We start from the raw sequence: 14,077 nt of genomic DNA, 5'->3' as shown, positions 1-14,077 counted from the left end.
CGGGGCCTTACCTGAACGTCTTGCGCGGATCGAAGGCGTCACGCACGGCTTCGCCGATGAAGATCAGCAGCGATAGCATGATCGCGAGCGCGAAGAACCCTGTGAAGCCGAGCCACGGCGCCTGCACGTTGGCCTTGCCCTGCGCCAGCATTTCGCCGAGCGAAGGCGAGCCCGGCGGCAATCCGAAGCCGAGAAAATCCAATGCAGTGAGAGTCATGACCGACGACGATACGATGAACGGCAGGAACGTCATGGTCGCGACCATGGCGTTCGGCAGAAGATGGCGAAACATGATGGTCGCATTCGATACGCCAAGCGCCCGCGCCGCCGTGATGTATTCGAAGTTTCGGCCACGCAGGAATTCGGCGCGCACAAGACCGACCAGCGAGACCCACGAGAACAGCAGCAGGATTCCGAGCAGGACGAAGAATCCCGGCACCAGGATCGACGACAGGATCAAGAGCAGATAGAGCGAGGGGATCGCGGTCCAGACTTCGATGAAGCGCTGAAAGCCGAGATCAACCCAGCCGCCGAAATAACCCTGCACCCCGCCAGCCGCGATACCGATGACCGACGAGACAATGGTCAGGCAAAGCCCGAACAGGACCGAAATCCGGAATCCGTAGATCAGCCGTGCCACCACATCGCGGCCCTGATCGTCGGTGCCGAGCCAGTTGTATTCGAGGTCGCGGCAGCTTGTGAGGTTCTTTCGCTGAACCACCTCCTTGCATTCGGCCTCGGTCAAAAGCCAGGTTGGTTTTGAAGGCGCCGGCGTCGGCAAATCGAGATTGTGGGTGTCGTAGGAATAACGGATCGGCGGCCAGATGATGGTGCCACCCTTGGCCGCGATCAGCTTCTGCAAATAGGGATCGCGATAATCGGCGGCGGTCTCGAAGTCGCCTCCAAATGCGGTTTCCGGATAGGTCACGAATGCCGGGAAATAAAGGTGCCCATCAAACCGGATCAGGAATGGCCGGTCGTTGGCGATTAATTCCGCGAACAGCGAGATGAAGAAAAGGATCAGGAATATCCAGAGCGACCAGTAGCCGCGCCGGTTGGATTTGAAGTTCTGCCAGCGGCGGCGATTGAGCGGCGACAGGCGCAGCGGATGGCGCGCCGGCGGCACAGCCTCCCCGAGCGGCGCCACGGAATCGGCTTCAACGGGCTTTGGCAACGTCACCGCCATCAGACCTCCCGCGCCTCGAAGTCGATCCGCGGGTCGATCCACATGTAGGTCAGATCGGAGATCAGGTTGATCACAAGCCCAACCAGCGAAAAGATGAACAGCGTGCCAAACACCACCGGATAATCGCGATTGAGCACGCTCTCAAAACCGAGAAGGCCGAGGCCGTCGAGCGAAAAGATGGTTTCGATCAAAAGCGAACCTGAAAAGAAAGCGTGAACGAACGCGCCGGGAAATCCGGCGATGACGATCAGCATGGCGTTGCGGAATACGTGATTGTAGAGCACCTGCCGCTCGCTGCAGCCCTTGGCGCGCGCCGTCATCACATACTGCTTGCGGATTTCGTCAAGGAATGAATTCTTGGTCAGCAATGTCATGGTGGCGAAGGCGCCCAGCGCCATCGAGATGATGGGCAGCGTGAGATGCCAGAAGTAATCAAGAATCTTCCAGTACCAGGGAAACTGGCTCCAGCCGTCCGACGTCAATCCGCGCAAAGGGAAGATGCTGAAGAACGATCCGCCGGCGAACAGAATGATGAGAAGAATCGCGAACAAGAATCCCGGAATCGCAAACCCGACGATGATGACCGCCGAAGTCCAGGTATCGAAGCGCGATCCGTCCCTCACCGCCTTGCGGATTCCGAGCGGGATCGAAATCAGATAGGTCAAAAGCGTCATCCAGATGCCGAGCGACATCGAAACCGGCAGCTTCTCCTTGATGAGCTGGATCACGGTGGTGTCGCGGAAATAGCTCTTTCCGAAATCGAAGCGGGAGAAGTTCCACAGCATCAGCAGAAAGCGCTCGGGCGCCGGTTTGTCGAATCCGAACTGCTGTTCAAGGCTTTTGATGAAGGCCGGATCAAGCCCCTGCGCGCCACGGTATTTCGAGCTGACAGCGTCGGAGGATGCTCCCACCTGGGCGCGCGCGCCGAAGTCGCCGCCGGACGATCCCGATATGCGCGACATCCCCCCGGTGTCGGAGCCGCTCAGTTGCGCGATCACCCGCTCGACCGGACCGCCGGGCGCGAACTGCACCACGACGAACGACACGAACAGGATGCCCAGCAGCGTGGGGATCATCAACAGAATGCGGCGGGCGATATAGGCGGCCATGCTTATTCCGCCTGACCGGACGACGCCGGTTTGGCCAGCGCCGACCACCAGATGTCAGGCGCCATGACGCCGAGATATTTTGGAAGGGTCGGCGGATGCCCGAACACATCCCAATAGGCCAGCCGGTGCGCGTTCGAATACCATTGCGGCACCCAGTAACGGCCCGCGCGAATGACGCGGTCCAGCGCGCGCGCGGCAAACACCAGCTTGGCGCGGGTATCGGCGGCGATCACCTGCTCCATCAGGGTGTCGACCGCGGGATCCGAAATGCCGGCGAGGTTGTACGATCCCTTGGTTGCTGCCGCCTGCGACGAAAAGAACGGCCGCAGCGAGTCACCCGGCACGGTCGAGAAGCTGAAGCGCTCGATCACCATGTCGAAATCGAAGTCGTCGCGCCGCGCCCTCGCCTGCACGGAATCTACCAGCCGCAGCGTCGCCTCAATACCGAGCGTCCCGAGGTTCTTGATGTAGGGCATGTGGTGGGCCTGGAATGACGGCTCGTCGAGCAGGAACTCAACGCGGAATGCCTCGCCCTGTGGCGTCATCCGCTTGCCGTCCTTGATGTGAAAGCCCGCGTCGTTGAGCAGTTGCGCGGCTCTGCGCAACAGCTTACGATCCTGTCCCGAGCCGTCGGACACCGGCGGCACGAACGGCATGCCGAACACCTCGTCCGGAACCTTGCCGCGGAACGGCTCCAGCAACGCCGCTTCCTCCGGCGACGGCAGGCCGCTCGCCATCAGATCGGAGTTCTGGAACGGCGACACCGTCCGCACATAGGCGCCGTACATGATGCTCTTGTTGGTCCACTCGAAATCGAAGGCGCAGTCGAGCGCCTCGCGAACGCGCAGGTCCCTGAACTTGTCGCGGCGCGTATTGATGAACCAGCCTTGCGCGCCGGACGGCGTCTCGTCGGGCAACTGCTCGCGCTTGACGCGGCCCTCGGTCATCGCCGGGAAATCGTAGCGCGTATTCCAGATGCGCGAGGTGAATTCCTCGCGGTACAGGTAGCTGCGGCCGGTGAAGCCTTCAAAAGCCACATCGCGATCGCGATAGAAGTCGAACCGCACCGTATCGAAATTATAACTGCCGCGGCAGACCGGAAGATCGGCGCCCCACCAGTCCTTGACCCGGTCGAACTCGATGAAGCGATTGGATTCGAACCGGCCGACCTTGTACGGCCCGCTGCCGAGCGGGACATCCATCGTCGATTCCTCGAACGGATGCGCGGTGTAATAGGCTTGCGAGAAGATCGGCATGCTTGCTACGAACGGCGGCACGTCACGGCCGCGCTTCGCAGCGAAGGTGACGACGAGCGTCGCATCGTCGATCGCTTCGGCCTTCACCATGTCACGCATCTGCTGCGTGATCAGGGGGTGGCCTTTGGTCTTCAAAATCGTCAGCGAAAAGGCGGCATCGCGCGCGGTGAGTTTTTGCCCGTCATGAAACCGGGCCTCCGGTCGCATCTTGAATTGATAGGTCAATCCGTCGGCCGAGATACGCACGGTCTTCGCCGCCAGACCGTACATCGCATCGGGTTCGTCGCCGGCACGCGCCATCAGCGAGGTGAACGTCATCCCCATGCCCTGCGCGCCGTCCCCTTTCAGAATGAAGGCGTTGAGCGAATTGAAGGTCTGGAACGACTGGTTGAAGGCGCGGCTGGACGGAATGGTCGAAAATAGCCCGCCCTTCGGCGCGTCGGGATTGACATAGTCAAAGTGGTGGAAATCAGCAGGGTATTTCAGGTCGCCGAATGCCGACATGCCGTGGGATTCACCATGGGATTCGGTCTTCGCGTCGTTCGCGGCAGCCGGCCGTAGCCATGCCGACCCTACCGCGCCGATCCCGAGAGCGATCACCTGCCGGCGGCTGGGCTGCCTCATCCGCGCGACCCTCCTCAAGATCGCTTGCCGACCTTGGCCGCCTTGTCGGCATCGTACCACCACAGCGCCGGAAAGGCGTCGACACCGTACTTCGGCATCTCGGCAGGCCGCCCAAAGCGGTCCCAACGGGCGGTGCGATGAAAGGGATAGCTGAATTGCGGCACCACATAGTGGTTCCACAACAGCACGCGGTCGAGTGCCTTGGTGGCTGCGACAAGGTCGGCGCGGTCTTTAGCGAAGATCACCCGCTCGATCAGCTTGTCGACGGCGGGATTCTTGATGCCGAGGACATTGCGCGAGCCCGGCATATCCGCCGCGTGCGAACCCCAGAACTCTCGCTGCTCATTGCCCGGCGACAGCGATTCAATCCAGTTATTGACGACCACATCGAAGTCCCAGCTGCGCATCCGGTTCTCGTACTGCGTCGTATCGACGGTCCGAACGGTTGCAGTGATGCCCATGCGCTCCAGCGACGGCTTGAAGAACAGCATGATCCGCTCAGCGCTCGGATCTTCCGACATTAATTCCAGTTCGAATGGCGCGCCGGTCTTGCTGTCTACCAGCTTGTGGTCACGCACCTCATATCCCGCCTCTTTGAAGAGCTTCATGCCTTCGCGCAGGTTGCTGCGAACCGCTTCGGGATTGCCGCCGACCGGATTGCTGTAAGGCGTGGTGAACACTTCGGCCGGAACTTCAGCGCGAACGGTTTCAAGGATTTCAAGCTCCCTGCCCTCGGGCAGGCCGCTTGATGCCAGTTCTGTGCCATAGAAATAGCTATTGATGCGCTTGTACTGGCCGTAGAATAGTTGCTTGTTCATTTCCTCGAAATCGAACGCGAAATTCAGCGCCCACCGCACGCGAGGATCCTTGAACTTGTCGCGGCGGATGTTGAGGGCGAACGCCTGCATCACGCCCGCATTGCGAATGGGAAATTCTTCCAGAACAACGCGGCCGTCCTTCACCGCCGGAAAATTGTAAGCCGTGGCCCAGTTCTTGGCGCTGTTTTCGGTGCGCCAGTCGACCTGATCGGCCTTAAAGGCTTCGAGCGCAACCGTGCCGTCGCGGAAATATTCATAGCGCAGCTCGTCGAAATTATTTTGGCCAACGTTGATATTGAGATCGCGGCCCCAGTAATCCTTGACCCGTTCCAGCGTCACCGAGCGCGCTGCTTCAAAACTCTTGATCCTGTAGGCCCCGCTGCCGAGCGGCGGCTCCAGCGTGGTCGCGGAAATGTCCCGTTTGACGCCCGCCTCGTTGGTGCCTTCCCACCAGTGCTTCGGTAACACCATCAACTGTCCGACGATCTGCGGCAGTTCGCGGTTGCCCGGCGCATCGAAGGTGAAGGTCACCTCGCGCTCCCCGGTCTTTTCGGCTTTCACAACATGGCGGTAATAAGCTGCATAGAACGGACGATGCTTCTTCAGCGCGTTGAACGAAAAAATCACGTCATCGGGCGTGACCGGCTTGCCGTCGTGCCACTTCGCCTCGGCCCGTAGCCGGTGGGTCACGAACGAGAAATCGTCGGGATAACCAACCGACTCGGCCAGCGCGCCATACTCCGTTGAAACCTCGTCCAGCGATTGAGTCGTCAGCGATTCATAGATCAGCGCGACTCCTGACGCGATCAAACCCTTCACGCCCGCCACGGCAGGGTTGAAATTATCGAAAGTGCCGAGCGCGATCTGCCGCGCCATACCGCCTTTGGGCGCGTCCGGATTGACATAGTCGAAATGCTTGAAGCCTTCCGGATATTTCACCTCGCCGAACAGCGAAAGCGCGTGCCGCCATTTGAGGCCGGCCGACCCCGCCTGCGCATGCGCCGCTTCGATTGCCGAAGCGCCGGTCAGGACTTTGATCGCGGGTGCGGCTGCGATCAGGGCACCGCCGTGAAGGAGACGTCGTCGTGTGAAGGCCAATGCGAGTATCCCTACGAGTTATCGGGGCGAGCTAGCGCATGATGCGCCAAAGTGTGATGGGCTGGCGACGATCATGCGCGTTCTCACTCCTGGAGCGCAATCGATCCAGGATTGCTGATCGCGCTCCAGAGTCCGATTCAACCGCGTTGAACCGACCTCTGTTCTATTTTTTCGATTGAGCATGATCTTGTTTGAAAACCGGTTTCCACTTTTCGGCATCATGCCTGGCGGTGCAACTCGAAGCGCACTGTCTCGGCCGATTATGTCGGTTTTCGGGGATGATACCACCCACCTCTCGAACTTGTGCGGTGAAACCAGCCGGTTAAGTGTGGGCGACCGGCACGGTGAGCGACTTTGAAAACTCCTGCCGCCGGTTGGCAAGGCTATACAGCGTAACCTTGCGGCATCCGTCAGCGGCTAGGGCTTGTCGGAATTCTTGCGCAGATAGGCAATGAGGTCGGCTCGGTCGGTGTCCTTCGGAATGCCGGCGAACGACATCGCCGTGCCGGGGATGTATTCCTTCGGACCGGCCAGGAACTTGTCCAGTTCATCAAGCGTCCAGGTGCCGCCCTTGGCCTTCATGGCAGCCGAGAAATTGAAGTCATGGCCCTTGCCGCGCGGCTCGCCGACGATGCCATAAAGGTTAGGACCGACGCGGTTCGGTCCGCCCTTCTCAAGGGTATGGCAGGCGGCGCATTTCTTGGCCACGATGGCGCCGTTCTCGACCGAAGCGGCTTGCAGCCGCTTCCCCAGCGACACCGCCGACGCGACCTCGGCTTCCTTGCTCGAAGCCGCCGGCTTGTCGTCCTTGTGAACTGCTTCCTTGTGAGCTGCCTCTGGCGCTTCCTTGACCTCAATTTTATAACCAGGCTTCGCAGGCGCATGCGACGCGAAAATCGTCTTGGCAACGAAATTCATGACCAGCAGAACGAGGCAGGTGCCCAGAACCGCGCCAAGAAATTTATTGATCATTGAGGAAGTCCATCTGCGGCAAGGCTCCACGCTCGAAAGTCGGCCGCACGGCCGGCTGAACGACGACGGAGATGCCGCGGACCGGCCTCGCGGAGGCGGCAGGACGAGATAACGGTTTGCCGGCGTTCTGACAACCCGTATAAATGCCGCAGATCTTAGAAGCTGCGCCAATTTCCGCTCTCCCCCAACCGATGACCCAGACCCGCACCCTCGTGCTGATACCCGCCCGCATGGCCGCGACCCGACTTCCAGGCAAACCATTGCTGGATATCGGCGGCCTGCCGATGGTCGTTCACGTCTTGCGGCGGGCTGAGGCAGCCGGCATCGGGCGCGTCGCTGTCGCCACCGACACTCCCGACATCGCGGCCGCGGTGACGGCCCATGGCGGCGAGGCGATCATGACGCGCGCCGATCATCCGTCCGGGTCCGACCGCGTTTTCGAGGCGCTAGGCAGACTGGACCCCGAAGGCAGCATCGATACAATCATCAACCTCCAGGGCGACTTCCCGACCATCCGTCCGGGCACGATTCGCGACGTGCTCAAGCCGCTGGCCGACCCCTCGGTCGATATCGCAACGCTGGCCGCCGAAATTCAATCCGATGAGGAGGCCACCAACCCGAATGTGGTCAAGGCCATCGGATCTCCGGTCGACTCTCGGCGACTGCGCGCGCTTTATTTTACCCGCGCCACCGCCCCGTATGGCGAGGGCCCGCGCTACCATCATGTCGGGCTTTACGCATATCGCCGCGAGGCCTTGCAGCGCTTTGTCGAGCTGCCGCCCTCGCCTCTCGAGCGACAGGAACGGCTCGAGCAGTTGCGGGCGCTGGAAGGCGGAATGCGGATAGACATCATGATTGTGGACGACGTGCCGCGGGGCGTCGATACCCCGGCCGACCTCGAAACCGCCCGTCGGCTCCTCGCCAATTCAGCCTCTGGCGAACACCCGGCCCGCTGATAGAACAGCTGATGACCAAGATGATGAAAATCGTATTCCAGGGCGAACCCGGCGCGAATTCCCATATTGCCATCGCGGACGCCTATCCCGATGCCGAACCATTGCCTTGCGCGACCTTCGAGGACGCGCTCGCCGCCATCGCGTCCGGCGAAGCCGACCTCGGCATGATCCCAATCGAGAATTCGGTGGCCGGCCGCGTCGCCGACATTCACCACCTGCTTCCGCAGTCGGGGTTGTTCATCGTCGGCGAATACTTCCTGCCGGTCCGCCATCAACTGGTGGCGCCGCGCGGAGCAACGCTCGCGGATATCAAGACCGTCGAAAGTCACGTTCACGCCCTCGGGCAATGCCGCCGTATCATCCGCAAACTTGGCATCCGGCCGATCGTCTCGGGCGATACCGCCGGCGCTGCCCGCCTTGTCGCCGAACGCCGCGATACCAGCTGTGCGGCGATCGCTTCGCGTCTCGCTGCGCAACTCCATCATCTCGACATTCTCGCCGAGGATGTCGAGGACGAGGACCACAACACCACGCGTTTCGTGGTGCTGGCACGAGAGGCCAACTGGGCCAAGCAAGGATCTGGGCCGCTGGTCACCAGTTTTGTCTTTCGAGTGCGCAACCTGCCGGCCGCGCTCTATAAAGCGATGGGGGGATTTGCCACCAACAGCGTCAACATGACCAAGCTCGAAAGCTACATGGTCGATGGCAACTTCTTCGCTACACAATTCTATGCGGATGTCGAAGGCCACCCGGACGATCGCGGCCTCGCATTCGCGCTGGAGGAGTTGAGGTTCTTTTCAAAGGAGCTTCGCATCGTGGGCGTCTATCCGGCTCATCCGTTCCGCGCGACTTTCCGCGAACGAGCGGATTGACCAAGTTTCGTGCATTGTCCGCCCCTTGAGTTGGGCAATTTTCAGTTTATGTCGATATATGTGCATGTTCCCAAACAGGTGATATTTGATATCATCAACGAATTCAATATAATACAATTTCTCAGTCTGCCCATTATATCGCACGCCTGATCTATTTGCCTTACATTTATGGGTGAGGTGGGCTACTTCCCATCACGAGGATGTCTAATTATGGGCTACCCTAGTGGGAACGCCAATCTGTGATGGCACGGCCATGAGGCCTAGGCGTTTTCCGGAAACTATCGGCGCTGAAGGCACGGTGAGGCAGATGCAGTGGAGTTCACGAGTCATGACAGACGCTTCCGCCGCGGTTCATAATGACCTTGGCGCGCAAAAACGACCCACGATCTCGTTCGAGTTCTTTCCGCCCAAAACCGAGGAGATGGAGCACAATCTTTGGGGCACCATTACCCGCCTCGCGCCCCTTGATCCGAGCTTTGTCTCTGTGACATACGGCGCCGGCGGCTCGACTCGCGAGCGCACCCATTCGACCATCGCGCGCATCCTGTCGGAGACCCAGCTTCGTCCGGCGGCGCATCTCACCTGTGTCGGCGCTCCGCGCGGGGAGGTCGATGAGATTGTCAGCCGCTATCGCGACATCGGCGTCCGCCATATCGTCGCCCTTCGCGGAGACCCCCCGGGCGGCATCGGCACGGCCTACAGCACCCATCCCGAAGGTTATCGCAGTTCGACCGACCTCGTCGCCGGCATCAAGCGGCGGCATGGCGACATCGAAATTTCTGTGTCGGCCTATCCCGAAAAGCACCCCGAGAGTCCCGACATCGATACCGACATCGACGTCCTTAAGGCAAAGGTCGATGCCGGCGCGACCCGCGCCATCACCCAGGTCTTTTTCGACAACGACCTTTACCTTCGCTATCTCGATCGCGTCCGCGCGCGCGGCATTGATATTCCGATTGTGCCGGGCATCATGCCGATGCACAACTTCAAGCAGGCCAGAGCCTTTGTGACCAAGGCGGGCACCACGGTTCCAACCTGGCTCGCCGAAAAATTCGAAGGGCTCGATGAGGATCCGGAAACGCGCAAGCTGATCGCGGCGACGGTCGCGGCCGGTCAGGTCCAGAAGCTCGCCAAGCGCGGCGTCGATACGTTCCACTTCTACACCATGAACCGCGCCGACCTGGTGTTCGCGATTTGTCATCTGCTCGGCATCCGGCCCGATGCTGCCCAGAAGGCGGCGTGATCCCATCTTCCGCCCAAAGACGTGGATGTCCGCTATAAGCGCGGGCATAACGATCACAGGATAACAAGCGTGACAAAAAGTTCGAATCCCACTGCCGAGAAACTCCGGAACCTCGCGCGCGAGCGCATTCTGGTGCTCGACGGCGCCATGGGCACCATGATCCAGGCGCGAGGGTTCGATGAAGCCGCGTTTCGTGGCGAGCGATTCAAGGATTTTCACCGCGACGTGCGCGGCAACAACGACCTCCTCATCCTCACCCAACCGCAAGCGATCGAGGACATTCACGCGCAGTATCTGCGCGCCGGCGCTGACCTCGTCGCCACCAACACGTTTTCATCGACATCGATCGCGCAGGCCGACTATGACATGTCGGATCTCGTCTACGAACTCAACCGCGAGGGCGCGAAGCTCGCGCGCGCCGCCGCCGCCCGGGTCAGTGGCGAGGACGGCAAGCCGCGTTTTGTCGTCGGCGCTATCGGCCCAACCAATCGCACCGCGTCGATCTCACCAGACGTCGCCAATCCTGGCTACCGGGCGGTCACCTTCGACGACCTGCGCAAGGCCTATGGCGAACAGATCAATGGCCTGCTCGACGGCGGCGCGGATCTGCTGCTGGTTGAAACCATCTTCGACACGCTGAACGCCAAGGCTGCGCTTTACGCCGTCGCCGAAATCGGCGAGGAGCGCGGCATCGAGATTCCGGTGATGGTCTCCGGCACCATCACCGACAAGTCCGGCCGCTTGCTGTCGGGCCAATTGCCCGAAGCGTTCTGGCACTCGGTACGGCACGCCAGTCCGCTCACCATCGGTTTCAATTGCGCGCTCGGCGCGGAAGACCTGCGCGCGCATGTCGCCGAGATCGGACGCGTCGCCGACACGCTGGTTTGCGCCTATCCGAACGCGGGCCTGCCCAACGAGTTCGGCGAGTACGACGAGAGCCCGGACTACATGGCGCGGCTGATCGGCGAGTTCGCACAAGCCGGCCTCGTCAACATCGTCGGCGGCTGCTGCGGCACCACGCCGGATCATATCGCGGCCATCGCGGCCGTGGTCGCCCCACACAAGCCGCGCGTGGTGCCGGTCGTTGCGCCGCGGCTGCGGCTGTCGGGGCTGGAGCCGTTCTCGCTGACCTCCGACATCCCCTTCGTCAACGTCGGCGAGCGCACCAACGTCACCGGCTCGGCCAAATTCCGTAACCTGATCAAGGCCGGCGATTACACCGCTGCGCTCGATGTGGCGCGCAACCAGGTCGAGAACGGCGCCCAGATCATCGACGTCAACATGGACGAAGGCCTGCTGGATTCGGAAGCGGCGATGGTCACCTTCCTCAACCTGATCGCGTCCGAACCCGACATCGCCCGCGTGCCAGTGATGGTCGATTCCTCCAAGTTCTCGGTGATCGAGGCTGGGCTGAAATGCATCCAGGGCAAGCCGGTAGTGAACTCAATCTCGCTCAAGGAAGGCGAGGAGAAATTCTTGCACGAGGCGCGGATTGCACGACGCCACGGCGCGGCTGTGGTGGTGATGGCGTTCGACGAGACTGGGCAGGCCGACACCTATCAACGCAAAACCGAAATCTGCAAGCGCGCTTACGACATCCTGACCGAGGAGGTCGGCTTTCCCCCGGAAGACATCATCTTCGATCCGAACATCTTCGCCATCGCCACCGGTCTCGAGGAGCACAACAACTACGGCGTCGACTTCATCGAGGGAACGCGCTGGATTCGCCAAAACCTGCCGCACGCGCATATCTCAGGCGGCGTCTCCAACCTGTCGTTCTCGTTCCGCGGCAATGAGCCGGTGCGCGAGGCCATGCACTCGGTGTTCCTGTATCACGCCATCAAGGCCGGCATGGATATGGGCATCGTCAATGCCGGGCAGATGATCATCTACGACGACATCGACCCCGAGCTGCGACAGACCTGCGAAGACGTGATTCTGAACCGCGATCCCGGAGCATCGGAACGGCTGCTGCAACTGGCGGAGAAATTCCGCGGCGCTGGCAAGGAAGTGAAGGAGAAGGATCTCTCCTGGCGCGAATGGCCGGTGGAGAAGCGGCTGAGCCACGCGCTGGTCAACGGCATCACCGAATATATCGAGGAAGACACCGAAGCCGCGCGCTTGACGGTCGAGCGCCCGCTCAACGTGATCGAAGGGCCGCTGATGGCCGGTATGAACGTGGTCGGCGACCTGTTCGGCGACGGCAAGATGTTCCTGCCGCAGGTGGTGAAGTCGGCGCGGGTGATGAAGCAGGCGGTCGCCTATCTGATGCCGTTCATGGAGGAGGAGAAGGCACGCAATCAGGCCGCCGGCATCGAGGGCGCGGGCAGCACCTCCGCCGGCAAGATCCTGCTCGCCACCGTCAAGGGCGACGTCCACGATATCGGGAAGAACATCGTCGGCATTGTGCTTCAGTGCAACAACTACGAGGTGATCGACCTCGGCGTGATGGTGCCGGCCGCCAAGATCATCGAGACGGCAAAGGCCGAGAAGGCCGATATCGTCGGCCTCTCCGGCCTGATCACGCCGTCGCTGGACGAGATGGGCTATTTCGCGGCGGAGCTTGAGCGTCAGGGTCTCAACCTGCCGCTCCTGATCGGCGGTGCGACCACCAGCCGCGTCCATACCGCCGTGAAGATCGACCCTAACTATCGCAACGGCCCGGTGATCCACGTCAACGACGCCAGCCGCGCCGTCGGCGTCGTTGCCTCGCTGATGTCGCCGGAGCGGCGGGAGGCCTACGCGGCCGGAGTGCGCGCCGAATACGCCAAGATTTCCGCGGCGCATTTCCGCGCCCAGCAGGACAAGAAACGGCTGCCACTCGCGGCCGCCCGCGCCAACGCAGTGCCGATTGACTGGAGCAGCTACCGCCCGGTCAAGCCGACCTTCCTCGGAACCAAAGCCTTCACCGACTATCCGCTGGAAGAACTGGTGGAGGTGATCGACTGGACGCCGTTCTTCCAGGTGTGGGAACTGGCCGGGCGCTTTCCAGCGATCCTCGACGACAAGGTGGTCGGCGAGACCGCGCGCGCCCTTTATGACGACGCACGCAAGATGCTGGACCGCATCGTTAAAGAAAAGTGGTTCAAGGCCTCCAGCGTGATCGGCTTTTGGCCCGCCAACCGTGTCGGCGACGATATCGCGGTTTACAGCGACGAGAGCCGCACCACGCAGATCGCGACCTATCACACCCTGCGCCAGCAACTCGAAAAACGCGAGGGCCGTCACAACTCCGCGCTGGCGGACTTCATCGCTCCGAAAGAAACCGGCATCGCCGACTATATCGGCGGCTTCGCCGTCACCGCAGGCCTAGGCGAGGATGAAATCGCAGCGCGCTTCAAGAACGCCAATGACGACTACTCGTCCATTCTGGTGAAGGCGCTGGCCGACCGCCTCGCGGAAGCCTTCGCCGAACGGATGCATCAGCGCGTGCGAACGGAATTCTGGGGCTACGCGCCGGATGAGGCGCTGACCAACGATCAGCTCATCCGGGAAGAATATGTCGGTATCCGCCCCGCGCCCGGCTATCCGGCGCAGCCCGATCATACAGAGAAGGCCACGCTGTTCCGCCTGCTGGATGCGACTCGCGCGACCGGCGTCGAGCTGACGGAGAGCTTTGCGATGTGGCCCGGCTCCTCGGTCTCCGGTCTCTATTACAGCCATCCCGAAAGCCAATATTTCGGCGTCGGCAAGATCGAGCGCGATCAGGTCGAGGACTATGCCGCGCGCAAGGAGATGGAGGTCGCCGAGATCGAGCGCTGGCTGGCGTCGATCCTCAACTACATTCCCGGTCAGGATGTTTCCGGCCAGGGCGGAAAGCCCACCGCGACGCCGGCGCCCGCGCCCGCCAACGACGCCTCCGCCGACGTCGCCGGTCATCCGCCGGGCTGCCAATGCGCGGTGCATCTGAAATTGCGCAAGACCGCTGCGCGGGCGGGCTGAC

Annotated in this window: 9 protein-coding genes; 4 read left to right on the top strand and 5 right to left on the bottom strand. The window is 61.5% G+C overall.

Translation table 11 applies throughout. From position 1 onward, the window contains the following. Window positions 1-7 precede the first annotated feature (7 nt). From B2M20_RS01585 to B2M20_RS01565, 5 genes are all read right to left on the bottom strand, one after another. The gene (locus B2M20_RS01585; RefSeq protein ID WP_079445350.1) at window positions 8-1,186 is read right to left on the bottom strand and encodes an ABC transporter permease; all 1,179 of its coding nucleotides are present in this window, start codon (window positions 1,184-1,186) and stop codon (window positions 8-10) included. Then, window positions 1,186-2,295, bottom strand: coding sequence for a microcin C ABC transporter permease YejB (locus tag B2M20_RS01580; RefSeq protein WP_079445402.1), 1,110 nt, complete (start codon window positions 2,293-2,295; stop codon window positions 1,186-1,188). Before B2M20_RS01580 ends, B2M20_RS01585 begins: the two co-directional genes overlap by 1 nt. Before the next feature lie 2 nt (window positions 2,296-2,297). Further along, window positions 2,298-4,175 carry an extracellular solute-binding protein gene (locus B2M20_RS01575; protein WP_079445349.1) on the bottom strand — a complete coding sequence of 626 codons (1,878 nt, stop codon included), beginning with the start codon at window positions 4,173-4,175 and terminating at the stop codon, window positions 2,298-2,300. 14 nt (window positions 4,176-4,189) lie between these two features. Continuing rightward, window positions 4,190-6,091 (bottom strand): extracellular solute-binding protein, encoded by a 1,902-nt coding sequence (locus B2M20_RS01570; RefSeq protein ID WP_079445348.1) that lies wholly within the window; start codon window positions 6,089-6,091, stop codon window positions 4,190-4,192. A 417-nt stretch (window positions 6,092-6,508) separates the two neighbouring features. After that, window positions 6,509-7,063: a c-type cytochrome gene (locus B2M20_RS01565; protein WP_079445347.1), complete on the bottom strand. Its 555-nt coding sequence runs from the start codon at window positions 7,061-7,063 to the stop codon at window positions 6,509-6,511. 191 nt (window positions 7,064-7,254) lie between these two features. On the opposite strand from B2M20_RS01565, the gene B2M20_RS01560 reads away from it, so the two are divergent. The 4 genes from B2M20_RS01560 (at window position 7,255) to metH (ending at window position 14,076) form a co-directional block, all read left to right on the top strand. Continuing rightward, window positions 7,255-8,019, top strand: a complete 765-nt coding sequence (locus B2M20_RS01560) for a 3-deoxy-manno-octulosonate cytidylyltransferase (RefSeq protein WP_079445346.1) — start codon at window positions 7,255-7,257, stop codon at window positions 8,017-8,019. An 11-nt stretch (window positions 8,020-8,030) separates the two neighbouring features. Next, on the top strand, window positions 8,031-8,891 hold the full coding sequence (locus tag B2M20_RS01555; protein ID WP_079445345.1) for a prephenate dehydratase: 861 nt from the start codon (window positions 8,031-8,033) through the stop codon (window positions 8,889-8,891). A gap of 328 nt (window positions 8,892-9,219) precedes the next feature. Beyond that, on the top strand, window positions 9,220-10,134 hold the full coding sequence (gene metF, locus B2M20_RS01550; RefSeq protein WP_079445344.1) for a methylenetetrahydrofolate reductase [NAD(P)H]: 915 nt from the start codon (window positions 9,220-9,222) through the stop codon (window positions 10,132-10,134). A gap of 69 nt (window positions 10,135-10,203) precedes the next feature. After that, complete coding sequence (gene metH, locus B2M20_RS01545) at window positions 10,204-14,076, top strand: methionine synthase (RefSeq protein WP_079445401.1); 3,873 nt, start codon at window positions 10,204-10,206, stop codon at window positions 14,074-14,076. The last annotated feature ends 1 nt before the right edge of the window (window position 14,077 follow it).

This window comes from Nitrobacter vulgaris (assembly GCF_002028545.1).
In the GTDB taxonomy this organism is placed as follows: Bacteria; Pseudomonadota; Alphaproteobacteria; order Rhizobiales; family Xanthobacteraceae; genus Nitrobacter; species Nitrobacter vulgaris.
Note: the sequence above shows the minus strand (reverse complement) of the source record. Positions and strands in the feature narration are given on the sequence as shown.